The sequence below is a fragment of the uncultured Roseobacter sp. genome, from assembly GCF_947495025.1.
Taxonomy (GTDB): Bacteria; Pseudomonadota; Alphaproteobacteria; order Rhodobacterales; family Rhodobacteraceae; genus Roseobacter.
The window spans coordinates 302,635-328,112 of record NZ_CANLXG010000003.1 but is presented as its reverse complement, the minus strand read 5'-3'; the positions used below and the strand labels follow the sequence as shown (position 1 = coordinate 328,112).

The window sequence follows — 25,478 nt, the reverse complement described above, 5'->3', positions numbered from 1 at the left end:
CGAAATGCCATAACAGGGCTGCCTGTATGATGCTGGCAAGAAATAGGGGTGATTACTTCACATGGGCCGACCGCGCGCACCACGGCACAAGCGACTGACGCAGAACCAGCGTTTTGCCATCGTGCGCAAGCGTGCCGAAGGTGTGCCAATCGAGGATCTGGCCCATGAATTCAGAGTCACGACCCGCAGCATCTTCTACACGTTGAAGGCCGATCAAAGCCGCAAACTTGATGCGCGTGTGCGCTCCGAACTGGTGAATGTCCGGCTGACGCCAAAGGAGCTTGCGAGCTTTGATGCGGTCCTGACGCGGCATGATATCACCAGCCGGGCGGAGGGGCTGCGGCGACTCATTCATGCGTCAAACGATCTCTTCGTTCCTGACGATGAACTGGCCAATCAGATGCAGGGGCTATCGGCCTCGCTCAATCGCACCGGCAACAATATCAACCAAATTGCGCAGCGTCTGAATGAGGCAAAGCGCCAGGGTAAAACGCCACCCTATGGCAATTCTGCCCATGGCCAGGTGCGCGCTTTGGCCGGGCTGATCTTCGATATCGCTGATCAAGTCCAAGACATGGCGCAGCGCCGCCGAAGTGCGCTGTCTGGCGAGGTTGCTCGCGTTCTGGGAGGCTTTGCCGATGGCCCGGAATAGCGCCGTTGCCGCCGCGCAGGAGGCCTTCTTCGATCGCGACTGGAGCCGCATTCGCGGCAGCGTGCCGCGTGCCCGTGCCAAGCAAATGGCGCGCGCCTCCATGGGCCATTCACCCGCGATCTTCAAAGCCATTCGCGACGGCGGCACCCACAACAAAGCGCAGCTGCGCAACCAGCTGGAATACCTGACCACCAAGTCGAGCTATATCATCGACAGCCGTGGCACCTATGACGGCCAAAGCGTTCTGTCAGCCAAAGAGATCGAGCAGGTCACACGCCGGTTTTCAGCGCAGTGGAATGAGGGCTTTCATCCCAAGCTGGGGCATACCTCGCATCTCTTGATGGCCTTCCCAATTGGCACGCGCGGAGAGGATGTCGCCGAGATCACGCGCGAGATTTGCGAGCGGTTCTTTCAGGGCGAAGGCAGCCATTTTGACTACACCGCCGCCGTGCATGAGGACCGGGACCATCCGCACGCCCATATTGTTCTCAACCGGCGCAGCAAGGACGGCGAGTTCTTCTTTCTAAAGGAAGGGCACCATTTCAACTACGACAGCTTTCGCGAGGCGATGGTGGAGGTGTCGGACCGCTATGGGCTGCGGCTTGAGGCGACCCGAAAGCTTGAGCGCGGGATCACGACGAAGAGGCCAAGCGATATAGAACAGCGTCGCGCGGAAGCCACGGGCCAGAAGCTGGCTGAGCGTGAGCGCGTGGGGCCAGAGCTTGACCGTGCCTTGGCTGAGGTGGCGCAGAACGCGCAGCTATATCGCGGCCTGGCTGCCGAGGCCTCGCGCGAGAACCAGCATGACATTGCAGCTGCCTTGGACAAGGCCGCGGTGCTTTTGGCGCAGGGCAAATCGATAGAAGCAGATGGAAAGGTATATGGCATGGCCGAAGAACAGCATTCGTTTGATCTTGTCGTGGATGCCTTCCACGACAAGATCAACCAGGCCGAACGCATTGTGGCGGATGCCCCGGTAGAGCGGCGCGCGGCGCTCGAGCATGAGCTGAACGACATCTATCGCTCTTTGTCACATCTGAGCCCCATGGGAACGCAGTCCCACACCTTGCTCGAGGACGCCTCCCGAAGTGGGATCTATTCGGCCGCGAATATTCAGGCCGAGGCTCAAGGCGCTTTGCAGGATCCAGCTCTGGCAGAACGTCTTCAGCAGGCTTTGAAAGGCACCGGCATTGACGCGCAAGAGGTGACGCGCCGCGTCGAAATCGGCGCGGGCAATGCCGCGCTGGAACGGCAATGGCTTGGACAGGATTTGAAGGCGATTACCGAGAAGGACGGCTTTGATTTGTCACGCGCCGATGAGCTGGAGAAAGCGATCGACCGCCTTGACCAGGTGCACAGTGATCTGGGCCGTGTGTTGGCAGATGCTGAGGTTCTCAAAGACAGCGGATCGGCGGAGTCTGACCGGCAGGAAGCCATTATCGACCAGCTTCCGCCGACCACCTCTGATATCCTGAGCCGTCTGAGGGAAGACCCAACCGCAGATCCATTCCGCAGCGATCTGGAGCGCGAGACCTTGAGGGCCGAACTGGAGGATCTGGCCGGTGAAGAAAACACCCTTGACTTGGCGATTGGCGATGAGACCGCGCTGGAGGAACATATCGAAGACCGCCTGGATCGGCTCTATGCGGCCAAAGCCTATCTGCAGAGCGATGCCGCTCTGGCGAGCAGCGTGGCAATGGAGCACGTCCTCGACGAGATCGCCAATGAAGAAATAGACGCCCGACGCGAGCGGCATGTCGATAGCGATGGCGAAAAGGGCGTGACGCATGGGTAAGGCGCGGATCGCACTCGGCGTCATGAGCTTTGCTCTTCTGGGCGCGGTGTTGGGGTATGTTTTGGCGTCGGCCTTTCTGACGTTCCGCTGGTTCGGGGTTGGGGCGGACATCGATTTCTTGATGCTGGCACGCAGCTATGGGGTTCTTCGAATGACCCATCCGGCCGATATGCAGATTGTTCATTTGATCGTGGGGATCAGCACTGGTGCCGGTGTTTTGCTCAGTGCGGTCTTGATGAACGATGCGCTGACCAAATTTGGGGAAACCCACTGGCAGAAGATGTCCGAGATGAGGCGGAACGGCTTTTTCGGAAAGCCCGGCCACGGCTTTGTCCTCGGCAAAATGGGCAAGCCCAAGAGTCGTAAACCCTTCGTGATGTCCAAGGTGTTTCCCCATGCCCTGATCGTCGCCCCGACCGGACGCGGCAAAACGACGGGGTTCGTTATCCCGAACCTTCTGACCTATCAGGGCAGTGCGGTGGTTCTGGACGTGAAGGGCGAGAACTTCGAGGCAACGGCCCGCCACAGGGCTGCGCAGGGCGACAAGGTGTTCCGGTTCGCGCCGACTGACTGGAAGGATGGCCGCTCGCACCGCTACAATCCCTTGCTGCGGATATCGGCGCTCGAAAACGTCGACCGCCAGCAAATGGAGCTGCAGCTATTGGCTTCGTTGTTCCTGCAAGCAGATACCGACCGCGTCCAAGGGCTTCTCGATGGCGGCATCGATCTGTTTGTTGCGGCAGGGCTTCTGGCCTTTGAGCGAAAGCGGCCGACCCTGGGCGAGATCTACCGCATCACCGCATCAGGCGGGGACAAGCAGAAGGAGTATCGCCGCCGCGCCGATGAAGTGGTCAATCCAGCCGCCAAGCTGATCTTCATGCGCATGGCCTCGACCAACAATGACACGCTGACGTCCTACCTGTCACTGTTGATGACCTCAGGCCTCAAGCAATGGTCCAACCCCGCCATCGACCGTGCAACAGCAACTTCAGACTTCGATTTTCGCGACATCCGAAAAGCGCCGTTTTCTGTCTATCTCGTGGTCGAGCCGCTCATGGTGAAACCCCTCGCGCCGTTGATCCGCTTGTTCTTCTCGGATTTGCTGGCATCGCTTCAGGATCATGAACCCGGCAAGGACGAACCCTGGCCGGTGATGATTATGCTCGATGAGTTCAACCGCCTGGGCAAAATGCCGATCGTTCTGGACAGCATTGAAACCCTGCGATCGTACCGAGCCAATCTTGCGATCGTCACTCAGACCATTCCTGCGCTTGATGAAATTTACGGTGAAAACGCCCGCCGTGCCTTGCAGGGCAACGCGGGCATCAAGCTCTACCTGACCCCCTCGGATGAAAAGACTATCGAAGAGCTCAGCAAAGCCGTCGGCAAAACCACCAAGCGCGTTGTGACCCGCTCGCGTTCCGTCGGCCGAAACCCTTTCGCCGGGCGCAGCATGTCCGAACGGACCGAGGAAACTGCGTTGCTACCCGAGGATGAAGCGCGGCGCATGGATCTTGATGACATCGTTCTGGTCGTCGACGCGCAAATGCCCGTGCGCGCCAAGCGGATCAAATACTATGATGACCGGTTCTTTAAGCAGATCTTTGATAAGCAGGCAGGCGATCTCCCATATCCCTCGGCCGGGGATCAAATATGCGGGCTGCAAGGGCAGATCAAGGCGCTGGAGGCAAAGATTGGGGCGCTTCAGATGCCGAGAGCGGTTTCAGGTGATGGCGCTGAAGGTGGTGGGAAGCGGCGCGAGGAAGTTGATGGCTTAGTCGATGAATCGCGTGGAGTATCGTCCGGTGACAAGCCTAGTTTGGGTGACTATCAGGCAGGAACTGAACGTGTGGAAAGATTTATGAAGGATGCAGCTGGAGGATAAAACCGGAAAGCGACCATACGCTGCGCCTTTGGAAAATACCAGTCGAGCGGTGCGCATACGTTGTCTTTTCTGGCTTTCGCCAATCGAATGATTACCATGCGATCACTAGAAAATGAGAATGATAGCATGAGCCGCCGGTACTATTGGACCAAGACCTGGGGTGCGCCTGACGTCCCTGAATACGATGCGCTGGCGCTGAGCCACGAAGGCACGCGGCGTCGTATCTTACGCTACCTCCAACCCGGCGACATCGTTGTCTTTCTCACTAGCGACGCAAAAGAGTCCGATCCCATGCTGCGCGGACGACTTGCCGGTGCTGTAGAGATTGCTGATCCTATTCAGGAGGTCGATGTCGAGTCCCTGAGACCAGACGGGAAACGACTGCCCGAGCATTACAGGGAGGGAGATGGGCGGTTTCGTTGGCCTTTTGGTATTGCAGTGTCGCGTACATGGGTTTTCATCGAGCAAGAAAGCAACGATACGCTGATCCCGGACCACGCCGACAAGGGCATGCAAGGCGCAGCGAGCATCCACGAGATGAGGCCAGAGGAGATTGGCCGACTTATGTCGCTCAGTGTCCGTGAACAGGTTAGAGAAGAGGCTACTGAAAAGTTACCATTCCAAGGCTCGCTTCGGCGTCCTTGGCGCCAGAAGGCCGGGATGCGCGCATCCGCAAGTGTGGATCCTGGCAGGCATCTGTACATCGCACAAATCTACGACGCCCACGGATTGACCTTCAAAATCGGCTCAGGGAAAGCTGCAGAAAGAATTGAAGATCTAAATCGGTATCGTCGCCTGAGCCAAGGGGAAGCGAAGTGGTCCGAAAGATCATCGAGTCAATTTGCTACAGTCGCTGGCGCAAGGGCAGCCGAAGACTTTATTCTGATGGAAGCAAGAAAGGCAGGACATGGATCCAAAGATCATTCCGAGTTCTTAGTAGGGATTTCAAGCCGCGATCTGAACTCTCTTTACTCGAAGGCCATCGAAATTGGTTTGGCGGTAGATGCTGCAGAGCAGAAAGTTTGATATGATCTGACTGTCCGTTCGCTAAGTGCTACTCCTTGTCTTTCCATAAAAGTAACGCAGAGGGCCGTAAGGAATTACAATCAATGTATATAGATTTCTACGGTCGAAAAACAGTAGACCGGCCATCAACTGGGTACTTTGAGAAAACTTTGGATGGGATATGGATTTCAAATAATCCGAGCTTACCAGTTGATGAAATAATGTCCTCGCTCGAGGATATTAATTTGAAGTTGCTCCAACGCCTTTTCTCTGATCCTTTGGGTTTTTGGGACGCCCTGGCCACTTTTGATTTTGATCTTTTGCAGGCTGGACTCGACCCAGAGGCACGTGCAGGTCGAGATCAATTCAACGACTTCTTCAAGTCCGCTTCAGGCGATGCCCAAAAATTGATCTTCTACTATTCTGTTAGGGGGTACAATCATGCTGCCCAGAATATGCTCAAACATGTGATCATCAGCCTTGGGGATGCTTATGAATTGCTTTCTAACGAAAATTTGGAAGAGAAGGTGCCACTGGCGGTTCAGTCCCATGGCGGTGAACACTATCGAAACCTGACTTCCCCGACTTGCCATAGGATATGGGAGAGATTGAGCTATTGTATCGAGAAAGTCATAAGCTTCCTCGATTTTCTTAGTAAATATATAGCCGAATTGTCGGCGATGGACGGTAAAAAAGTTACCGGTCGCCTCAACACGTCGAGTGTGACTTTCGGAGGGTGGCGAAAGATCAAGTTGGCAAAAGATACGGCTCTTACCAACCAAACCGATGATTTGAGAATGTTGATGGTTCTTCGTGATGAGACCGTTCATAATGGTACCTTGGATCACTTCTCCAGAGTTTACGAGCACGCGGTGGATTCAACCGTGCAAGCTAGGTTCTTGCTAATTCCAGATCATGATGCGGGCAGGATTTTGACTGCTGCTGGAAGACGGCGATTCTTTCATCAGGACAATCATTTAAACGCGATACTGCCAACTGCTATACACCGAGTTTTAGATGACACACGCCTTTCTTTAAGAACTATCGACGAGAGAATGCCAACAATATGGACCGATCCATCTGCTTATTTTGATCGCCATAAGGAAGTTCATGAAGCTCTAAATGCTGCAGGTGAAATCGGAGCCTTCGTGAAGTTCTCGGCAAAAAGATCTTGATTATTCGCGTTCTGGCAACGCCAGTTAAGTATGCAATAGTTTGCTTGTAGTAAACTTCGGTGCCGCGTCTATGACCGTTCGCAAAGTTCCGTAGGGCCTAAAACCCTCACTCCAACCGTTTCGCCCGGTCAGCTACCCTTTGAACCATCGAAACAGTCACGCCACCTGCCTGACGTATGCCAGCCCCTGCGATCTCAGCATTCGACCTTGTCCCGAACCGCGCCCGTGCCCGTGAGCCTTTGGTGCCGATCAAGCCTTTGACGAAACCGCCGGGACCGGGAATGCTTGGCGGTCCAGCCATCATAAAATTGCCTGAGATTGAGCGCACGATCAGCGGGGTCGCGATGATCATGCCGCCTGCGAGGAACATCATCATGAAGAAAGGCACCAGCGCGCCAATGTTGCTTGCGCCAGAGGGGTCTCCGAGTTCGGTCATGAGCGAGCGCGACATTCCCACGACGGTGGAAAACACGCCCGCGATCACGAGGGGATAGAGCGCGTAGGACACAGTGCTGGACAGCCAGCGGTGGAAATAGTCCTTGCTGACGTCGAACAGCGACAGCGCGATCATGATTGGGGCGATGCCGATCATGAACGCCAGCATGATCTTCGCGAAAATCAGGACCAGGCCGCAGAGCGCGCCGATGACGCCGAGGAGGAACGCACCAATCGCGCCGATCAGGGCTCCGGCCATCCAATGCATGTTGTCACCGGCCGCGTTCAGGTAGTCACCAAATTCTTCGATGAGGTCGTCAAAGGCCCCGGCAAAGTAGGATGCACCTGCACCGCCGCCGCCAAGCCCTGCCACCATGCCGCCCGCGAGCTGGTCGAGCCCGTTGATAAGGGCGCTGGCTACTGCGTTGAATTGGATCCAGTTCATCGCGAAGAGGGAGATCAGCATCAGTTTGAGGGCGAACCAGAAGGCGGTCCGCCCATCCATGGATTTGTACTGTAACACCATATTGAGGAAGACGCCGATCACGGCGAGCGTCGAGGCCACCGCAATGACACCGCCAAGCTGACCAGCGACGTTGCCAAAGGTGGTTTGGGCAGCGTCGTCCAGAAAGTTGTCGGTTGTTTCTACCATCCAGGTGACGACGCCCATCGGATCTTCCTCGGTCTACTTTAGGCGCTCGCGCCGGTGCGACGTTTCATGAAGGCCTTCAGGATATGTTCGCCGTCAAAATCCGGCACGACCGAGACCAACTCCCAGCCGTCTTTGCCAAGAGCGCTCAGCTGTGCTTCGATCTTCGGTGGCTTGGTTTTGGCGGTGTTGATCAGTTCAATCTTGTATTCAAACATGGGCTGTTTCCTTCGAATGGGCCGGATCAATCGGCAGGTAGAATTCGGTGATGCCGCGCGCGCCTTCATGTCGACCGGCTTGGATGATCACATCGATCGAGCGGGTGATGTAGTCGTTCATGTCCTGGTAGGTCATGGGCACGTCGGTTTTCAGGGCGGCGATGGCGAGACGTTGGACAGCCAGCTGAGGCGTTTCAGCGTGCAGCGTGGTGAGTGAGCCACCATGGCCGGTGTTAATGGCCTCGAGGAAGGTCATGGCCTCTTTGCCGCGTACTTCGCCCAGGACGATACGGTCCGGCCGCATCCGCAGGGTAGAGGTCAGCAGGACATCAGCGCTGCGCGTGGCTTCGTCGCGGTCAGACATTAGTGTGACGACATTTGGCTGCGTTGGACGTAATTCGGCGGCTTCTTCGATGGTGATGATCCGCTCGTCCGCGGGCACAAAGGAGAGGATCTTGCGCGCCGTGACGGTCTTGCCGGTCGAGGTTCCGCCGGACACGATCATATTGAGCTTATGGGTTACGCAGAACTTGATCGCAGCGTCGATGTCGCCGCTGGCCACGACATTGCGCAGTTCGGCGTTGCGCTTGAGCCTTGCCCCCTCGTTGCTGCGCTCTTTGCCGAAGAGATAGGACAGCTTGATCTGGTCCAGCGGCAGGTCAGCAAAGAACCGAAGGGAAATCGCGTAACCGCCATCAACGGCCGGAGGCTGTATGACTTGCGCGCGGATGGGGCGGTCGCGATAGGTGATGCTGACCGAGACGATAGGCTTGGTCCGGCTGAGCGTGGTGTTCGCGGCTGACGCAATCTGATTGCCAAGGTCCTTGATTTCGTTCGGCGAGAGCTGTCGATTGACGCGCCGCATAAAGTGATCCCCCTGAAACTCGGCCCACAGCGTGCCGTCGGGGTTGATGCAAAGCTCGATCAGCTTGGGGTCACGCGCCTCGGGGATCTTGTCCATCGAGCTTTGCAGATAGCTGGCCGCCATGGTCAAAAAATCTCCAGATCGCGGTCGACCATCACGGTGACGCGGGAACCTTGATCGACATAGATCACGGGCGATGCAGATAAATATTCGCCGATCACGCTTTGCGCACTGTCCTGAAGGTCTTCGCCAATGCCCTCGAGCACATCCGAGGCAATCTCATCTTCGGTGTTTTGGGCGGCCACGGCGGGCAAGGCTCCGATCAGCGATATCAGGGCCGCTGACCCGAACCGCGTGCCAAAACGGCTATCGACAAAGCCAGTTGTGCCGGAGCGGCCCAGTTCATCACCACCGAAGGCACTGATTTCAACAGTCTGGTTGCTGGGCAGAATGATCCGGTCCCAAGCGATGGTCACGCGTTGCTGTGCGATATCGAGACCGGATTGATACCTCCCGATCAGACGCGCGCCGCGCGGGATCAGAACCCGTGAGCCGTCATAGGCGTGGACATCTTCAGACACCATCGCGCGGACCTGACCGGCGAGCGAGCTGTCGATCGCTGTCTCGAGCACGGCCTGGATCATCGTGCCCTGAACAACTGTGTTTGACGGATTCACGATCAACTGGGCCTGCGTCACCTCAGCTGGCTCAGCACCATTGCGGACAAACTCTGTGTCGCCATCAAGCCGCCGCTGCTGTGCTGCGGTTTCCGTGTTGCTGCTGCTCGAACCGCCAAAGGCGATAATTGGGCTGGTGATACGGGCTTGGAGTTCCTCAAGTTCGGCTTGCCGCCGCCGCTCGAGCTCTTGCAGACGCAGCTCCTCGGCCGTGGGGCCGGTTGTTGCGGGCGTGCGCGGGGTTTCCAGGCGCGCAAGCTCCAGATCGTTCTGCAGTCGCTGTATCTGACGTGCGCGTTCTTCCAACTCTTCGCGCAGGGCGGTTTGCGTCGCTGCGGCCTCGCTGCGCAGCGCGTCGATTTCTGCGCCTAAGGTATCAAGCGCCTCCGTGTCGACGGCAGGGGCCTGAGGTGCAGGTGCGTTGCGCAGCGCTTCAAGCTCGGACCGCATAGCGTCCATTTGCGCGCGCAGCTCTTCTGTTTCGCTGTCTGCTTGCGGCTCCGGCGACGGGGTTGTTTCTATCGGTGCAGGCGTGGGCTCAAGCGCACCAAAGCCCAGACCCGCCGCTTGGAACTCATCAGGGGACGCGGTTTCCAGGCTGTCGGGTTCAGAGCTGCCAGAGAACAGCAGCAAGAGGCCACCAAGAGCCGCGATTGCCGCAATGCCTAGGGCAATCGTGCTAGCAGACGGCCGAGATCTTCGATTTTGTGGTTTTCCTTCAAGTGCTTCGAGGCGTTTCCTCAGCTCAGCTGTCTCACTCATCGTGGCTTACCTCGCTCATCTCTTGGACGCAGATTTCATCCTCGCCGAGCCTGAGAACCCATCGATCGCTAACACCTGACACGCGGATCACGCCGTCTGGCTGCGTGAGCGCGTTCACGCTCCGCTCATTTCCAGCAGACCATCGAAAGATCGCGGGCAACGGCGCATTCGCGGCAAAGCGGAAATAGGTGAATGTGCCGTCGTCCCAGATTTCTTGTGGTGTGATCTCGGATCGCGCGCTAACGCCATAGGCATGGTTTGCGGGCTGACTTGCGGCAACTCGAGACTGCTGAGGGGCCGCCTCAGGATAGGTGAAGCGGATGACATAGAAGGTCGGTGAACTTGCCTCGGTCACATTGAAATAATAGCTGCGTCGGTTGGTGTAGACGGTGATGTTGGTATGCGCGCCGCGCGAAACCGGCTTGATCGCGAAGGCCTGACCGCCGGGCACACCGTCGAGAAGAAAGCCTTCAGTGTCGCCTGCAATGATTGAGCGGATGGTCTCGCCTTGGCCAAACTCGATGCTGGTCACATGGGTCAGGCTGGTGCGGATGCGGTAGACCTGTCCATCCTGATAGGTAGCCAGTCTGACGCGGGCGTCATAGGGGCCTTGGCGCGGCTGCGTTTCCGCATAGGCGGTGCCAGCAAGCGGAACAATGAGGGTGAGGATCAGGAACAGGCGGCGCATTGGTTACTCCAAACGATCCGAGCGGATCGCGTATTCGGTGACGGTGAAGCCGAAAGGGTTCTGCCAGACATCGTCGATCGACCGGCTGTTCTCGGGCCGAAACTCAAACATCAGCGTGGCGCTGAAGAGCCCGTTTTGACTGCCGCGCGGCGAGTTAAGGCGCTTGCGTAGGCGCACTTGGGCACGATTGGCGCTGATGTGCGTGATCGACAAAACTTCCACATCAAGGCGGGCATCTGTGCCATAGCTGTCCGGCGGATAGGCCTCATGGCCACTTGTCCAAAGCGCGCGCAGTCCTGCAGCGGCCGCGCCGTCCGACTGGTCCAGGACCCGCCGCACCCGCACATCATTGTCGAGCTGATTGTACGTCTCTCGATCAATGACATAGCGGTAGACCTGTGCCTCGATGATAGCGGGGCGTTCCGTGAGTGAGACCGCTTCAACCACGGCATTGGGGAGGGCCATGCCGGTTTCGCTATCAAAGGGCACGATCATGGGCGGCGGGTCCACGTCGAACAGGGCCACGAGGGCAGCGGCGAGGCAGCCTGTCATGCCAAACGCCATGCCTGTCAGCCCCAGTTTCTGCCACAAAAGCTCGCGTCGTCTTGCGCCGTAGACGAGCTCTTCTTCGATGTTTTCGGCCTCGCTGTTCATGGGGTCAGTCCGCGCGAAGCTCTGGCAGGGTGAAGTCCATGTAGCGGCGCTCTTCGGCCAGCGTGGCGGCATCCACCACGCCAGATTGGCCCGCGCCAACGGTTTGAATGGCTTCGAGCTCCCACATGCGCGTCATGGCAATGGCCAGTTCGGCTGTGACGCGGGTGTTGTGATCGACGGCTTCCTTGAGCGTTTCCATGTCCGGGATCAGCGAGACCAGCTGTTCGACCCGTTCGAGGGACTGCGCGGCCTCTTCATAGCTGTTCTCAGCGGCCGCCGACATCACCGCCCCGGTGCTTGCCTGACTGGCGATACGCTCGGCCCCCGGATTGCCACTGCTAGCCATGTCGGACAGGCTGTCTTGGTCAAAGCCTGCATCCTCCAAGGCTTGTGTCATGCGACCTTCCATTTCAGGGGCTGCATTGCCGATCAGGCCACTGAAGTCACCGTTTTGGATCTGCCGGATGGTGCCAAGGAGATCGCCGAACTCCTGATCGAGAAGCCCGTCGAGATCACCACCCATGGCCATTTCAATGATATCTGTCGCGCCGGTCAGAGCCGCGTAGGTCTCGTTGAGCGTGTCGAGTTGCTGTTGCACTAAGTCAAGCTGTTCGAGAAGCGTGTCGAGCTGGTCGGTCTGGATCCCAAAATCCTCCAGCATCTGCTGCAGCTGGCGAATTTCCTGGGCGATGTTGCGCGTGTCGACCGTCGGCACGCCTTGGGCAGAAAGGGGTGAGGCAACCATCAAAGCGCAGGCGGCTACGGCAGAAAGAAAGCGGATCATCGGAGTACCTCCAGATCGAATTGCATGAAGTCTTGCTCACGGGCTTGCGCGGCTGCCATGGTCAGCTCGGCAGCCCCTAGGGTGCCGGTATGAGCGGCTTTGAGGCGCGTGCGAATTGCGATCAGGCGAGCGAGCTCGGCCCGCGCATAGGTGTTGAGCGACACGGCCGCGTGTATGTCATCTGTCTCGCCAATGCGGGTGATGATGTCCTGCACGCGCAGCGCGGCCGCTTGCACCGATACCATGGAATAATCGCCATAGACCCCTGCGCCGAAAGAGGTGAGGCTCATTGTGGAGTTGGCGAGGAGAACCGGATCGATGGTGCCAAGCGCATCGACGCCGCCGACGCGGGCAAGGTAGAGATTGTAGCGCTCGGGGATCACCTGAACGTAGTGTTGGGTCTCAGTGAAGGGCGGCACGCCGCCGTAGCGCTGCACGTTGCCGGGACCTGCATTGTAGGCGGCCAGCCCGTGAATGATGTTGCCGTCAAACATGGCCAGCATTTGCGCCAGATAGCGCGCTCCGCCCGTGACTTGGATATAGGGGTTTTCGTAGTAGGCCGGGTAAATCCCGAGGTCCTGCGCCGTGCCGGGCATAATCTGGGTCAGGCCGAATGCGCCAACAGGTGAGCGCGCGCCGATGGTAAAGCGGCTTTCCTGCCAGATCAGCGCCTGCACTAGGCAGCGCCACTGCTTGGGCGACAGACCCGCTGCGCGCACGCCGGACATATGGTGCGTTTCTTGCGCGGCCCGAATGATCAGCTCTTCGATCGAGCCGGATGCATCGCCGAACATCTGTTCCGCGCCGGGGTTTGGGTCGACCGGACCGTAAAGCGTCTCTGCGGCGCTCTCAGGCGATGAACCAGCTTCCAAACTAGCGACCAGTGCGCCTGAGTTCCCACTGGCCAACGTCGTGGCATTGAGGATGTCTTCCAGCGCCTGGAGTTGTTCTTGTTCGAGCTCTTCGAGCTCTTCTTCTTTGGTCAGCCGATCCCGCTGCAGCGCCAGATCTTGTTCGCCCTGCTGCAACACGCGCTCACGCTGCAGGAACATGCCCGCATCAAAGGTCGGCACGCCTTGGGCATAGGCCATTGGCGTGGCGAACCACATCAAGCCCGCAAAGATATGCAGGCGGTGCCTACTCACCGAGACCACCAATTGGCCCAAGCAGTTCAAAATTGCAGTTGCTGCGGCTGACCTCGGCAAAGGAGCTGAAGCATTCGGCTTCAGAGGGCCGGTATTCCGCGCAGGCTGTCAGGGTCAAAAGTGTGAGGGTCAGCACGCAAATTCTACGCATCAATCTGTCTCCAAAAAACTGGGTTCTGGCGATAATCCGCGCCGACCAGCGCTTCTCCTTTTTCCATGCCGCCAAGGATAGTGAGGTAGGGTCCAAGGGCGCTCAGATCGGCATCGATCACGACCGATCCTTGATCATCACGCACCAGCGCCAAACGGGAGTTGCTGCCGGTGCCGAGCAGAACGCTGAGCTCTTTTTCAGTGAGCCCCAGCATGGTGTAATCGCTGGCCGAAGCGCGGATGTTGGGAAGCAGGAGCTGCGTCGGCACGGCCTCGATAATCGTCTTCCCCGTGCGGGTTTTCTCAAGCTGGCTTGCGTATTGGGTCATCATCACGACAACCGCGTTTTGTTTGCGTGCCGTAACCAGCCAGTTGCTGAGCCGGTCGGCAAAATACGGGTTGTCGAGTGCCTTCCAGGCCTCATCGATGATGATCAACGTCGGCTTGCGGTCCTCGATCACGCGTTCCACCCGCCGAAACAGGTAGGAGAGGACCGCCATGCGCTCTTTCTCGCTTTCGCTGTCGAGAATACCGGTCAGGTCGAACCCCACGACATCACCATCGAGCGAGAAGGTATCCTCAGCGCTTTGACCGAAGATCCAGCCATAGCGGCCATCTGCGGTCCATTCCTGTATCCGCTCAAACAGATCGCCTTCATCCGCCCCAGCGACAAAGAGTGAGGCCAAATCCTGCCAGTTGCGCAGGGCGGCATCGCTGGCACCGGCATTCTGGCGCACCACTTCTTGGATCCGATTAATCTGAACAGGGCTCAGGGGCTTGTCGGTGCGATGCAGCAGTGTTGCCAGCCAATCAGAAAGCCAGGCTTGCCCGCGCCCGTCGATTTCGGTGCGCAGCGGGTTCAGACCGGTTGCTTCACCTGCCTTGATGGCGCTGTAGCGCCCGCCATTGGCCCGCACCGCCATTTCCATGCCTGCGCGATAGTCAAAGACAAACACGCGCGCGTCGCAGCGACGGGCTTGGGTCATGAGGAAGGCCGACAATACCGACTTGCCAGAGCCAGGACGACCGAGGATCAAGGTGTGCCCGCCCGTCGGCTCTTTGTCCGGCTGACCCGTCTCATGATAGTTGAACAGGAAGCCCGAGCGTTCAGGCGTCGGGAACAGGGTGATTGGCTTGCCCCAAGGCACTTGGTGACCAGGTTTCCCAAGTTGACCGCGATGCAGCGCTGCGAGATCGGCAAAATTCGTATTGGTGATGGCGGCCTTGCGGCTGCGCATCTGCCCATTGCCCGGATGCTGCGCGAAATAATGGGTCCGAGCCGCAAAGCTCTCATTCACCAGATTGACGCCTTCACTGGCGGCTATGTTGCGCACTTCGGCGGCGATTGCTTCCAGCTTTTCCTCGGTCTCGGCGAAAACCGTCACCGTCATGTGATGATCACCAAAGCTGAGGCGCTTGGATTCAAGATCATCGAGCGCGTCGACCAGTTCTTCTGCGAGAGAAATTGCCCCATCATCGCTGGCCTTCATCAGGCGCTGCTGGCGCTTGATCCGGCTTGCCATGATGTTGCTGTTGATCGGCGTGAAAGAATGCGTGACCACCATGTCGACAGGCAGGTTCAGCTCATCGAACATGGTGCAGCTGGTTTTGGCGGGATAGGTCTTGATCGCAAAACTGGTGCCAAACCGCTTGCCCGCCGTCCCATCGTCCAGCGCAAAACCTCGCCCCTGAAACGTGACGCGGGTGTTGGCTACATCTTCTGCGATGACGCCAAAGCGGGATTTTGCGAAGAGCGGCAGTTCCTGACCAATGTTGAGCGCCCCGAGGAAACCCAGCAGTTCGCCGCATTTGGCTCTAAGAAGGCGCGGGTTCATCTCTGCAAAGGACGACAGCAGAAAACCAACGACCTCCTCGAGCTTGCGCAGTTGTTTGGCTGTCTGGTCTTTCATCTGTGCGATTGAGTCTGAACGCTTCAGGCGCAGCCGTGCGCCGAGGGGCGGACGCTTCAGCACGGTGAGCGTGAGCGTCTTGTCCCGCAGACCTGCCCTCGCCATGGCCAGCTGCCAGCGGGTATCCAGCGCTTGTGCAAATCCTTCATTTGGCACCGGCGGCAAGACGGTCTCGATCGCTTTTGAAACCTTGTGGACGTAGAAACTGTACTCCGGCCCAATCTGTGCGATGATCGCCGCGAAGAGCGCGCGGACCTTCTCCAGATGCGCGTCATCGCTGGTTATGCTGTTGACGCCATCAAGGCGGATGCACTGGAACAATGCATTGCCGCGCGTGCGGATCGTCACATCATTCACCAGGCTGACATAGGGCAGCATGCTGGCCATCGGGCGCTCTTTACGCGCCCAGTCCGGCAGCGTTTCAAGATCATCCGAGGGGTCACGGAGCATAGCTGTCCCCCGAATGGATCTTGCGGTTCGGAGTGGGCGGCGTTTCCTGCAACGCGGTGACCATCACCTCAAGAAAGGCCGGATCCCAATCGGCTGCTTTCCACAGCGCGGGATAGGCCAGAGCGGCGATGATGATCACCGGCCAGCTCTGGACCCAGAGAAACAGCAACACAAACCCGAAGAGCCACACCATGGCATACATGATCGGCAAGCCGATGAGCTTTGGCGGCCGGATCAGACCGAGGAAGAGGCGGGTTTGCGTTGCCATGCCGGGTTTACGCGCCCCAGATCGCGGTCACGATGGTCGGTGCCGCTGCGATGCCCGCAATGGCCACCAGCACCCAAAGGGCTTGGCGGAAATCCAGAATGCCGAAGAGCCAGGAGAGGAACACACCGATCAAGGCCAAGGTGCCGATGACAATACCCAAGGGGCCGGTGATCGTGTCGACGATACCTTGCAACAGGTTCTGCACCGGCGAGAGGTCGATGCTCTGCGCAAAGGCGGGGTTGGCAATCATCAAGCTGGCCAGAGCCAGCGACAGGATCGTGCGGAAATGAATGTGCATCAGGAGGCTCCAGTCAGTCGGTCACGCACAGCCATGACGCGGCGCACGTGATTTTGGGTTTCTTGGTAGGGAGGGATGCCGCCATAGCGCGCGACCGCGTCAGGCCCTGCGTTGTATGCGGCAAGCGCGAGTTCGGGCGTGCCGAACTGTGCCAACATCATCAGAAGGTAGCGGGCGGACCCGTCGAGGTTGGCCTGCCAATCATGCGGATCGACGCCGAGCTGCGCGGCTGTCGTGGGCATCAACTGCCCGAGGCCAATCGCCCCTGCGGAACTACGCGCATTCGGGCGATAGGCGCTTTCAATCTCGATATTGGCTTGGAAGAGGGCCTGCCATTCCGTCACCGACAGACCCGCGCGACGCAACGCCGGGTGCCCGCCATAGCGATGCGCGGTGCTTTCAAGTGCTGCGAGGATTTCGGGGCGGGGAACTACGCGGGCGGGTGTAGGAGGCGATGCCTCAGGCTCAGGCGCTGCAAAAACGATCAGCTCTGGCGGGTTTGCGCCAATCCCGTCGACGTAGCTTTGTGCAAAGCCTGATTGGGGGGATTTGGTCTCTAGCTGGCCATCGACCCGCATGGAAAGCACGAAGCCTTCAGAATAGGCAGGGGCAGCAAGGAATGCTGCCAGGACGGTAAATAGCTTAGCCCCCGTCGTCCAGCTTGTGTGAGGCAACTTTGCCTTCGAGCATCGGGATCGAGACGATCGAAACACCAAGGCCCGCAAGGAAGCTGGATAAGCCATTGATTGTCTTGAATTCCCGAGCTGCCATGTTGTTGCGTGCAGTGACGAGCAGGCGACGCGTCTCGCCATCTGGCGAGACGCAATGCACGGTCCAAACTCCGGACCACTGAGCACCTGTACGCTTGGGCGTAACCCGGCACACAACATCCGCCGAATGACCCTCGGCAAGTAGTGTGCGCAGCCCGTCTTCACTGACAACATTGGGGACGTCTTGCATCAAATTCATAGGATCGAGCCTTGCAGAATTGTGCATTAGCCCGGCAGTCCCTCATGGACTACCGAACCGATACAATATTATAATGTTGCAATCAATAGGTGCAATTTGCGTTATTGCACCCTTCATGCGTTGAAACAAATTTACTGCAACGGAGTGGCTGAGCCAAGATAATATGGCGCTTTTGAAACAAACATGCGTGGCTATGGTCGTTCTGAGCTGGGGATCTGCCGCGATCGCGGGCAGTTGTTTGCCGCCTGCGCCGCCCTGGATGCCCGCCGTTTCAGATGACGTGCGGGCCTATGCGGACCTGTTGAGGCGCGATGCCGAGACGTATTTTACCGATGTCGAGCGGTACTTCCGTTGTCTGGATCAGGAGCGTCGTGAGGTCTTCGAGCAAGCGCGCGCGGTCAGTGGAGACTATGCGCGCGTTTTGGAGATTTTGGACGGCGTGAGGAAATGAAACCCTTCCTCACGTAGAGAAAACTCCCGTTCAATATTTCTGCCACGATGGTCGCCAACGCTTGTTGGCTCGCAACTGAAAAGACAGTCTAGCTCTCCACCCCAAATGCAGCATTGACCTTCTTGAACAAGCGTTCTGCATTGGCAGCGGTGCCTTCCGGCAAGTCACTGATTTTCGTCCACCCGTCGAAATCCCTCAGCATTTCATTTAGCACATCCTTCTTCTTGAGATCTCGACCTTGGCGTTGCTTCAAGGCAATTTCCACGCGCTTGGCAATCAGTGTCGAGCCGTCTTCGGGAAGGTCTTCCAGCTTTAGCGCCAGACCATAGGCGCGATTAACGCAATCGAGAAACCATTCATCCGGAAATAGGTCCTCAATCGCGACATCTGTTTTCTTCACGCCAGCCGCTTCTCCAAGCATCAATACCCGAAACTCGTGTCCAGTATCATCGGCGTAGGCTTTGAGGTTCATATCTTTGATCTTCGCGCGCGCTTGGTGGCCTGCCTCATCGGTGTCGAGCAAAACCCCGGCATCCCACCGCTGGCCGACCGCAAACGCCGCGTACATTGGTGCTTTGGTCGAGGTTTGAGCTGGCCATAAATATATTTGATCGGACAGTCCAACCTTGTCGCTTTTGGCGAGTAAACCCGAGAGTTTACTAAGGATCAGGGCATCGGTTCCACCCTCTACAATCAACACCTTACGATTGCCGAGCATCCCAGAAAGATCGGGCGTCAAGCCAAGAGCGCTTTCAATGACAGCCATCGGTGCTGATTGGCTGCTAACAACGCCATGTGTAACCTGCAGATGGTGGTTGGCATCAGTTTCGATGATGCGCACCCGCTCGGGATTTGCTTGATCGACCATCGAAGATAGATGTGTTGTGTACATGACTGTGTTCGTAGATGACAGGTCTTCAAAAACGCCCAAGAGGTCACGTTGGCCACTGTAGTGAAGGTGGATGCCAGGCTCTTCCAGTAGAAGCGTGCAATTCTCGAAATCACCCTCTGAGGCGTGGGTAAACTTCCAAGCGAAAGAAACATACCACCGGAATCCGGTAGAACGCCGATTTAGACGCACAGGAAAGCCAATCGCTTCGTCTTCGGCGAAGATGTTCAGTGTTGGACCGTCAACATCAATATCGAACTTGACCTTCTTCTGCTTCCACAACTTCTGAAACTGTTGTGTCAGGTAGGCAGAGGCGGCGCGCTTATCGAACTGGCGTAGGGTTCGACCCTCTGCGGTACCGCCTTTCTCAACAAAGTCCTCGAGATCAATCTCAGCTAGGTCCAGCACAATCAGGATCGTCTGGTCGTCAACGGAGAGCTCATGGCTACGGCCACCCGCCGCGTCCAGTCGGCTCTTAAGCTCGTTCAACTCAACCTGTGCTCCGGAAAATTCATAGTCCTGAATCAGGACGAAGCGCGGGACGTGCTCAACAGCCCACTCGGATACTTTTTCGTTAGATAGCTTTAAATCAACCGCAGGGATCACGTTGCCTTGCTGATCGTGCAAGTAAAAGCCAGTACGGTGGCCATAGCTGCGGCGGGCGAAGAGACGAAGCCCATCGGGAGGCTCATCGATCGCGGCTTGAAGCTCATTTCCTTCATCATCGGTCTGTTTTTCCGCGGCAAACTCAAACAGAGCTTCGGCTTCCCCTGGACCAAATTCAAAGTATGCTTGGGCCACGGGCTTTCCGTCCGCATTTTTCTTGCCCTTCCAATCGTCGACCGGCCAGTCCTCATCCGGGTTATACCGAGTGTCGACGTAGGAGTGCAGACAATACAGCGCCTCAAAGAGATTGCTCTTCCCCGCTTCGTTCTGTCCGACGATCGCCGTCACGTCGGTTGCCTTGATCCATCCGGAATTAATGATGTTTCGATAATTCGTGATACAAAATTCTGAAAGCCGCATAATCTGCCCCAAGTTCAATCGTTGCCTCAATATACTTCTGAGAGGGTCAGTTTGCGAGTCGTGAACTCTTATTTGCTGCCTTTCGAACAATACGCAGCATCGCTCACATCGGGGAGTGTCGAGCCGTTAGCCGCGTTTTGTGCCAACTTCCGGTTCAGCTGTACGATTTAAGCAGTCGGGTGCTGTAGGGAGGCCGTCTTCGTACAGCGCTGCCTGCGTCTCGCCGTTGTCCCAGCGATACAGAAGGCCGATTTCTTCACCTGATTTGATGCATGAAATACGGCCGATGGCTTCGGCCGTCTTGCGAACACTATCAAGTTTGGGCAAAACTAGCCCCTCTCGTTAAACAATTCCTTCGGGGCAACTTCGAGGGCAAGCGCAATCTGCTCCAGAATATCGATTGATGCTGAATTCTTGGCGAGTTCGATCTCGCTGATGTAGCTGCGGTCCACGTCTGCAGCCAAAGCTAGTTGTTCTTGGCTCATACCTTTGGAATTTCTTAAATTCCGGATGTTTAGCCCTACTTGTTCCCTCAATTTCATGGCCTGTATTCGGCCAGATCACACGAACCGCTCTACGGAATATATTCCACAAAACACGCGCGAGCCTCAGAAAGAGCATGCTCGCATATGGTGTAAAGGCAGAGAGTGGCGGTAGGGTAACAATAGTGCAGTAATGTAATCAAAAGGCATGAATTGATATGCGGTGCAGATTCATCAAGAATTGGCTCGGCGGGGTCGCTATGGCTTTGCTTTCAACCGTGGCTCCACAAGCGGCGAAAGCCTATCAGGTTGACTGCGCCATTCTGCTTTGCCTGGCTGGTGGGTGGCCCGCGTCCGCAGAATGTGCCCATGCCCGCGCCGTGTTTATCCGCAGGATTACGCCCTGGCCAATAGAGCCGCCGTTGCAAATCTGGCGCTGCCCGATGGGTGTTTCTGAGCGCGCGCCTTTGCAAAGCACGGCCCCGAAAATCTGGGAGGCCAGCAACCAATCAGGTCAGACGTTCGGCCAAGTCATTCTGACACAGGTGGTCGAAGATGGTGCCGATATCGACATCAGTGGTCTGGAATTCGATTTTGTGCGCTCGATCCGTGTTTGGGATGTTCGGCACTACAGCCATCGCGAACGCGGCCGCGACGATGATTGCTCTGAGAGTTATTACATGCGCCTCGGGACCTACGGCACACAAGGCGAATTTGGCTGGCAACGCACGACACCAGCCGCCGCCCCGCAATGGGTTCTGCCGTCACGGCGCTGTTCGTCGTCAAGCTGGCGTCGCGGGGTCGGTGTTGAATGGGAGGATCACGAAGGCAACCACGGATATGAGTGGGTGGCCTACTAGGGTTATTCGCCGATGTCCTTCATGCGTTCAGCAATGTCGCCCGCAATGCGCTCATACAGGGCGGCTTGTTTGTCCCTTGGCGTCCCAGGCTTTGGGTTTCTTCGACGGATGCGTTTGGCGAGCCAGAACAGCATACGGGCCGCTGGATCGGATGTCGCATCCGGTTCTGCGGCCGGATACTTCTCCTCAAGGGCGACGACGATTTCTTGAGACAGGCTGCGCCGGTTCAGTGTTGCATGCGTTTCCAGGCGCTTCTTGAGCGCGGCAGGAAGCAAGAGTTTGAATTGGACCAAGGCTTCTTCTTTCATGATTCGATGATGGACAATATTTGTCCTCAATGGTATGGACATTTTATGTCCTTTTGTTGAGGTGTAAATATGAAGACAACCCAATTCAAACTGAACCTACCAGCGGACGTCAAAGCCTGGCTTGAAGAAGAAGCTGTGCGGAACTTGCGCTCACAGGGCGCGCAGGTGGTGTCTTGTTTGCGGGCAGCCATGTCGCGACAGGAAGCCGTGGGTGAAAGGGCCGAAAAATGAGCCCAAGCCATATTCAGCTGATTCCGACCCCAGAGCTTGCGCTTCTCTTCGGCTACAACGAGCCGAGCGCGTCTTTCTACGACTTTTGCCGCAGGACTGGTATCGCTCCAGTGCCCGGCCGGCGCGGGTGGTATGACCCGAAACTCATCCGCGCGCGATTGGATGCTGTTCAGGGTATCAGCGCGGCAGAACGCGAGGCCACGTCGCAACCGAGCCTCGTTGCACAGCGGAGAGCGCGCCGTGCCCAGAAGTAATCTTCCCAAGGGCGTCCACCGTGTCCGGCGCAAGGTCGTGTCCGGTGTTCGCTACCATTTCTATGCTTGGCGGGGTGGCCCCAAATTTTGGGAAGGGACGGACCCAAACCCCAAAGAGCCCGAATTCTTCCATGCGTTTTCTCAGTGTGGCACCCCTGTGAGCCCGGCTGAATATCTGACGACTCACTTGGTCGACGATTTCCTGTCCAGTGCGTCGCTGCCCAAGGCCGAGCGTTCAAAGGCTGATATCCGCAAATGGCTGGAGTTGTTTCGCGAGGAGTTCGGTGCCGATCCTGTCGCGATGTTCGAAGAGCGCGCCTCAAGAGGCGAGGTTAACAATTGGCGCAAGAAGTGGCTTCATTCGCCCAAGCAGCACGATATGGCGGGCACCCATGCGACGCGCGCCCTCAATTGGGCGGTGGAAGAGGGGAAGCTGAAAGAGCATCACTGCCACAAGCTCAAGAAGCTCTACCAATCGAACCGGACAGAGATCATCTGGACGAGCGGCGACATCGCTCAGTTTAACAAACATGCACCCAAGTGGGTCCAAAGGATCCTGACCGCCGGATGCGAAACCGGCTTGCGAGCGGCCGATCTGGTTCAGGTCAAAATGGACCAATTCGAAGACACGCCGCACGGCAAACGCCTTCGTTTCAGGACCAGTAAGCGCGGCCAGATCGCATATATCCCTGCCACATCGGCCCTTGCGAAACTGATCGCAGAGACGCCGGAAGGCCAAGAAATGTTGCTGGTATCAGAGCTTGGCAGGCCTTTGACGGCCCGTTGGGCATCGAACCAGATCACCAAGTGGCGGCGCGAAGCTCAGATCCCCCCTTGGATCGACGGCAGGGAGAAGACTTTGTCTGATACGCGCGGGACGGCAGCGACAAGACTGCTAAATGCCGATCTGTCCCTGCGTCAGATTGCGGTGCTGATGGGGTGGTCGGTTCGCTATGCGGCGCAGGTAATCGAGCATTATGCGCAGGTTAGCCCGGACGAAAGCGATGCGGTTCTGCGCAAGCTCAATCGAGCAAAATCACTGTCTCAAGACACAAAAATGTAAACGCCCCTGTAAACGCGGGGTCTCAAACACGGCAAGGAGTGATGTAAGTGATTGTTTTTAAATGGAGGCGAGTACCGGAATCGAACCGGTGTACACGGATTTGCAATCCGCTGCGTCACCACTCCGCCAACTCGCCGCCGGTGGTGTGCGCGCAGAGCTAACCGATAATGCAGGCGGTCGCAAGTGCCACAGATTGCCAAAATTCGCGTGTCGGGCGTTGCCGCAGCGCCGCAACTGTGCCACATCTGGTTGAACATTTTCTGAACGGATGAGTTTAGACGCATGACTGACTTTGCAGCCCGACGCACAATGATGGTGGATACGCAGATCCGTCCGTCCGACGTCACGAAATTCCCTATAATTGATGCGATGCTGACGGTGCGGCGCGAGGATTTTGTGCCCGCCAGCCACAGAGAGGCGGCATACATGGGGGAGAACCTGCCACTTGCGCCGGGCCGGGTCATGCTCGAGCCTAGAACGCTGGCCAAAATGCTGGATGCACTGGATGTGTCAAACGCCGAGCTGGTGCTCGATATCGGGGTCGGTCTGGGCTATTCTTCTGCCGTTATTGCACATATGGCCGAGGCGGTGGTTGCCGTTGAGGAAGATCCTGATATGGCGCGTGACGCGCAGGAGGCTTTGTCGGAAGCCGGTGCGGATAATGTCATCATGCATGAAGGACCGCTGACAGAGGGCGCAGCCCAGCATGGCCCGTATGATGTCATGGTGGTGCAGGGCGGTGTACGTGAACTGCCGGATGCATTGATGGACCAGCTCAAGGAAGGCGGCCGCATCGCATGTCTCTTTGTCGAGGGCGCGCTGGGAGAGGTCCGTATCGGACGCAAAAGTGATGGTGCGGTGTCCTGGCGGATGTCCTTTAACGCGGGCGCACCGGTTCTTCCGGGCTTTGACCGCGCAGCAGCATTTGAATTCTGAACAATCCAGCCGGTAGCAGGCCCGGCAAAACCGCAGAGGTGCAACGGATGACAGGTATGACAATAACAAAAGCAGTCAGAAAGACACTGCAACGGGCAGCGATCGGTATTTTCGTGATCACTGCGGGGGGCACGGTGCATGCCGAGACTCTCGCAGACGCACTGGTGGGCGCGTATAACAACAGTGGTCTGCTGGATCAGAACCGCGCGCTGCTGCGTGCGGCGGATGAGGATGTTGCCGGAGCTGCGGCGGCACTGAAGCCGGTTATCAATTATACAGCCAGTGTGACACGGGATTTCGGCGACACGCGCAGTATTTCCTCCTTCAGCGGTTTGCCCAGCACGAATAATCTGGAGTCGACCACCGCTTCGGTCGGTCTTGTCGCCGAACTGCTGCTGTATGATTTTGGCGCAACGCAGCTGGGTATCGAAGCGGCAAAGGAAACCGTTCTGGCCACGCGCCAGCAGCTGATCAGCATCGAACAGCAGGTCCTGCTGCGTGCTGTTTCTGCCTTTCTGAATGTCCGCTCCCTGCGCGAGTTTGTTGAACTGCGCCGCAACAACCTGAACCTTCTGCAACAGGAACTGCGCGCCGCACAGGACCGTTTCGAAGTGGGTGAGGTGACAAGAACCGACGTGGCGCAGGCCGAAGCACAGCTGGCAGAAGCGCGCAGTGGTCTCGCGACAGCTCAGGGTGACCTGCAGCAGGCGATCGAAGAATATCGCAATGTTGTGGGCCGGACCCCCGGCCAGCTGACAACGCCGCCGTCTCTGCCGTCCTTTGGCAGTGATGTCGAGGCCGCGCGCTCTCAGGCACTGCGCGTTCACCCTGACCTGCGAGCAGCACAGCATTCGGTGGCAGCAGCCGAACTCAATATTCTGCGGGCCGAAGCCGGCATCAAGCCGCGGCTGAACGCCAACGGCGCTCTGAATGTTCAGGAAAACCTGGGCGACAGCTCGTATACAAATTCCGGCAGCATCGGAATCACGCTGTCCGGGCCGATCTATCAGGGCGGGCTGATCGATTCCTCGATCCGCCAGGCCATCGCTTCCAGGGATGCGCAGCGCGGGAACCTATTTGAGGTACAGAAGACGATTTCGCAGAACGTGGGGTCCGCCTATGCTCAGCTGTCGGCGCAGCAGGCAAGCCTTTCTGCATCCGAAGAGCGGATCCGCGCGGCGCGCATTGCCTTTGACGGTGTGCGCGAAGAAGCCCAGCTGGGGGCCAGGACAACACTCGACGTGCTGGACGCGGAACAGGAACTGCTGGACGCGGAAACCTCGCGGATTTCGGCTGAGGCCAATGTCTATGTTGCAGCCTATTCAGTGCTGCAGGCAACGGGCCGGCTTACTGCCAGAGATCTGGGTCTGGGCGTTCAGCAATATGATCCCACGGCATATTACAACCTCGTCAAGGACGCGCCCGTTGCGCGGTCTGCCCAGGGGCAGAAGCTGGACCGAGTGCTGAAGTCTCTGCAAAAAAACTGACATCCGACGCCAGGCATTGTGCCACTGCCTGCGCCGGGTTAGGATCGGGGCGGGCAA

The 25,478-nt window shown here is 57.6% G+C and carries 29 protein-coding genes and 1 tRNA gene; 11 read left to right on the top strand and 19 right to left on the bottom strand.

Annotation, left to right across the window (positions count from 1 at the left end):
* Nucleotides 1–61 precede the first annotated feature (61 nt).
* From Q0792_RS15795 to Q0792_RS15775, 5 genes are all read left to right on the top strand, one after another.
* A complete protein-coding gene (locus tag Q0792_RS15795) occupies nt 62–652 on the top strand; it encodes a hypothetical protein (protein WP_298842888.1) in 591 nt (196 codons plus the stop codon).
* Nucleotides 639–2,447 (top strand): relaxase/mobilization nuclease domain-containing protein, encoded by a 1,809-nt coding sequence (locus Q0792_RS15790; RefSeq protein WP_298842885.1) that lies wholly within the window; start codon nt 639–641, stop codon nt 2,445–2,447. The genes Q0792_RS15795 and Q0792_RS15790 overlap by 14 nt, the downstream gene beginning before the upstream one ends.
* Complete coding sequence (locus Q0792_RS15785; protein ID WP_298842883.1) at nt 2,440–4,332, top strand: type IV secretory system conjugative DNA transfer family protein; 1,893 nt, start codon at nt 2,440–2,442, stop codon at nt 4,330–4,332. Before Q0792_RS15790 ends, Q0792_RS15785 begins: the two co-directional genes overlap by 8 nt.
* 126 nt (nt 4,333–4,458) lie before the next feature.
* Nucleotides 4,459–5,358, top strand: a complete 900-nt coding sequence (locus Q0792_RS15780; protein ID WP_298842880.1) for a hypothetical protein — start codon at nt 4,459–4,461, stop codon at nt 5,356–5,358.
* An 83-nt stretch (nt 5,359–5,441) separates the two neighbouring features.
* A complete protein-coding gene (locus Q0792_RS15775) occupies nt 5,442–6,512 on the top strand; it encodes a hypothetical protein (RefSeq protein WP_298842877.1) in 1,071 nt (356 codons plus the stop codon).
* A gap of 106 nt (nt 6,513–6,618) precedes the next feature.
* Here the strand turns inward: Q0792_RS15775 and Q0792_RS15770 are convergent, their stop codons facing one another.
* From Q0792_RS15770 to Q0792_RS15705, 14 genes are all read right to left on the bottom strand, one after another.
* A complete protein-coding gene (locus tag Q0792_RS15770; protein ID WP_298842874.1) occupies nt 6,619–7,617 on the bottom strand; it encodes a type IV secretion system protein in 999 nt (332 codons plus the stop codon).
* Nucleotides 7,618–7,637: 20 nt separating this feature from the next.
* A complete protein-coding gene (locus Q0792_RS15765; protein ID WP_298842871.1) occupies nt 7,638–7,814 on the bottom strand; it encodes a DUF4177 domain-containing protein in 177 nt (58 codons plus the stop codon).
* Nucleotides 7,807–8,802 (bottom strand): ATPase, T2SS/T4P/T4SS family, encoded by a 996-nt coding sequence (locus Q0792_RS15760; RefSeq protein ID WP_298842868.1) that lies wholly within the window; start codon nt 8,800–8,802, stop codon nt 7,807–7,809. The genes Q0792_RS15765 and Q0792_RS15760 overlap by 8 nt, the downstream gene beginning before the upstream one ends.
* 2 nt (nt 8,803–8,804) lie before the next feature.
* On the bottom strand, nt 8,805–10,118 hold the full coding sequence (locus Q0792_RS15755; protein ID WP_298842865.1) for a TrbI/VirB10 family protein: 1,314 nt from the start codon (nt 10,116–10,118) through the stop codon (nt 8,805–8,807).
* Nucleotides 10,111–10,806: a TrbG/VirB9 family P-type conjugative transfer protein gene (locus tag Q0792_RS15750; RefSeq protein WP_298842862.1), complete on the bottom strand. Its 696-nt coding sequence runs from the start codon at nt 10,804–10,806 to the stop codon at nt 10,111–10,113. Before Q0792_RS15750 ends, Q0792_RS15755 begins: the two co-directional genes overlap by 8 nt.
* 3 nt (nt 10,807–10,809) lie before the next feature.
* Nucleotides 10,810–11,460, bottom strand: a complete 651-nt coding sequence (locus Q0792_RS15745) for a virB8 family protein (RefSeq protein ID WP_298842858.1) — start codon at nt 11,458–11,460, stop codon at nt 10,810–10,812.
* Between the two features lie 4 nt (nt 11,461–11,464).
* Nucleotides 11,465–12,244 carry a type IV secretion system protein gene (locus Q0792_RS15740; RefSeq protein ID WP_298842855.1) on the bottom strand — a complete coding sequence of 260 codons (780 nt, stop codon included), beginning with the start codon at nt 12,242–12,244 and terminating at the stop codon, nt 11,465–11,467.
* Nucleotides 12,241–13,335: a lytic transglycosylase domain-containing protein gene (locus Q0792_RS15735; protein WP_298842852.1), complete on the bottom strand. Its 1,095-nt coding sequence runs from the start codon at nt 13,333–13,335 to the stop codon at nt 12,241–12,243. The genes Q0792_RS15740 and Q0792_RS15735 overlap by 4 nt, the downstream gene beginning before the upstream one ends.
* Nucleotides 13,336–13,381: 46 nt before the next feature.
* Nucleotides 13,382–13,540, bottom strand: a complete 159-nt coding sequence (locus Q0792_RS15730; RefSeq protein WP_298842846.1) for a hypothetical protein — start codon at nt 13,538–13,540, stop codon at nt 13,382–13,384.
* Complete coding sequence (locus tag Q0792_RS15725) at nt 13,533–15,899, bottom strand: type IV secretion system protein B4 (RefSeq protein WP_298842843.1); 2,367 nt, start codon at nt 15,897–15,899, stop codon at nt 13,533–13,535. Before Q0792_RS15725 ends, Q0792_RS15730 begins: the two co-directional genes overlap by 8 nt.
* Nucleotides 15,889–16,167: a VirB3 family type IV secretion system protein gene (locus tag Q0792_RS15720; RefSeq protein ID WP_024096577.1), complete on the bottom strand. Its 279-nt coding sequence runs from the start codon at nt 16,165–16,167 to the stop codon at nt 15,889–15,891. Before Q0792_RS15720 ends, Q0792_RS15725 begins: the two co-directional genes overlap by 11 nt.
* A gap of 7 nt (nt 16,168–16,174) precedes the next feature.
* Nucleotides 16,175–16,465, bottom strand: a complete 291-nt coding sequence (locus tag Q0792_RS15715; protein ID WP_298842840.1) for a TrbC/VirB2 family protein — start codon at nt 16,463–16,465, stop codon at nt 16,175–16,177.
* The gene (locus tag Q0792_RS15710; RefSeq protein WP_298843833.1) at nt 16,465–17,043 is read right to left on the bottom strand and encodes a lytic transglycosylase domain-containing protein; all 579 of its coding nucleotides are present in this window, start codon (nt 17,041–17,043) and stop codon (nt 16,465–16,467) included. The genes Q0792_RS15715 and Q0792_RS15710 overlap by 1 nt, the downstream gene beginning before the upstream one ends.
* Nucleotides 17,044–17,107: 64 nt before the next feature.
* On the bottom strand, nt 17,108–17,434 hold the full coding sequence (locus Q0792_RS15705) for a hypothetical protein (RefSeq protein ID WP_298842838.1): 327 nt from the start codon (nt 17,432–17,434) through the stop codon (nt 17,108–17,110).
* Between the two features lie 193 nt (nt 17,435–17,627).
* On the opposite strand from Q0792_RS15705, the gene Q0792_RS15700 reads away from it, so the two are divergent.
* On the top strand, nt 17,628–17,885 hold the full coding sequence (locus Q0792_RS15700) for a hypothetical protein (RefSeq protein WP_298843830.1): 258 nt from the start codon (nt 17,628–17,630) through the stop codon (nt 17,883–17,885).
* Between the two features lie 88 nt (nt 17,886–17,973).
* On the opposite strand, the gene Q0792_RS15695 is transcribed toward Q0792_RS15700, so the two are convergent.
* The 3 genes from Q0792_RS15695 to Q0792_RS15685 form a co-directional block, all read right to left on the bottom strand.
* A complete protein-coding gene (locus tag Q0792_RS15695) occupies nt 17,974–19,800 on the bottom strand; it encodes an AAA family ATPase (protein ID WP_298842835.1) in 1,827 nt (608 codons plus the stop codon).
* A 126-nt stretch (nt 19,801–19,926) separates the two neighbouring features.
* Nucleotides 19,927–20,127, bottom strand: a complete 201-nt coding sequence (locus Q0792_RS15690; protein ID WP_298842832.1) for a hypothetical protein — start codon at nt 20,125–20,127, stop codon at nt 19,927–19,929.
* A 2-nt stretch (nt 20,128–20,129) separates the two neighbouring features.
* Complete coding sequence (locus Q0792_RS15685) at nt 20,130–20,342, bottom strand: helix-turn-helix transcriptional regulator (protein ID WP_298842829.1); 213 nt, start codon at nt 20,340–20,342, stop codon at nt 20,130–20,132.
* 200 nt (nt 20,343–20,542) lie between these two features.
* On the opposite strand from Q0792_RS15685, the gene Q0792_RS15680 reads away from it, so the two are divergent.
* On the top strand, nt 20,543–21,142 hold the full coding sequence (locus tag Q0792_RS15680; RefSeq protein ID WP_298842824.1) for a hypothetical protein: 600 nt from the start codon (nt 20,543–20,545) through the stop codon (nt 21,140–21,142).
* Between the two features lie 2 nt (nt 21,143–21,144).
* On the opposite strand, the gene Q0792_RS15675 is transcribed toward Q0792_RS15680, so the two are convergent.
* Nucleotides 21,145–21,450, bottom strand: coding sequence for a hypothetical protein (locus Q0792_RS15675; RefSeq protein WP_050673817.1), 306 nt, complete (start codon nt 21,448–21,450; stop codon nt 21,145–21,147).
* 227 nt (nt 21,451–21,677) lie between these two features.
* Here Q0792_RS15675 and Q0792_RS15670 point away from each other — a divergent pair, with 227 nt between their 5' ends.
* Both Q0792_RS15670 and Q0792_RS15665 read left to right on the top strand, forming a co-directional pair.
* Nucleotides 21,678–21,935 (top strand): hypothetical protein, encoded by a 258-nt coding sequence (locus Q0792_RS15670; RefSeq protein WP_088634877.1) that lies wholly within the window; start codon nt 21,678–21,680, stop codon nt 21,933–21,935.
* Nucleotides 21,922–22,998: a tyrosine-type recombinase/integrase gene (locus tag Q0792_RS15665; RefSeq protein WP_298842807.1), complete on the top strand. Its 1,077-nt coding sequence runs from the start codon at nt 21,922–21,924 to the stop codon at nt 22,996–22,998. The genes Q0792_RS15670 and Q0792_RS15665 overlap by 14 nt, the downstream gene beginning before the upstream one ends.
* A gap of 62 nt (nt 22,999–23,060) precedes the next feature.
* On the opposite strand, the gene Q0792_RS15660 is transcribed toward Q0792_RS15665, so the two are convergent.
* Nucleotides 23,061–23,134, bottom strand: a tRNA-Cys gene (locus Q0792_RS15660).
* A gap of 146 nt (nt 23,135–23,280) precedes the next feature.
* Here Q0792_RS15660 and Q0792_RS15655 point away from each other — a divergent pair.
* Both Q0792_RS15655 and Q0792_RS15650 read left to right on the top strand, forming a co-directional pair.
* Nucleotides 23,281–23,934: a protein-L-isoaspartate O-methyltransferase gene (locus tag Q0792_RS15655; RefSeq protein WP_298842804.1), complete on the top strand. Its 654-nt coding sequence runs from the start codon at nt 23,281–23,283 to the stop codon at nt 23,932–23,934.
* Nucleotides 23,935–23,990: 56 nt separating this feature from the next.
* Complete coding sequence (locus Q0792_RS15650) at nt 23,991–25,421, top strand: TolC family outer membrane protein (protein WP_298842802.1); 1,431 nt, start codon at nt 23,991–23,993, stop codon at nt 25,419–25,421.
* Nucleotides 25,422–25,478 lie beyond the last annotated feature (57 nt).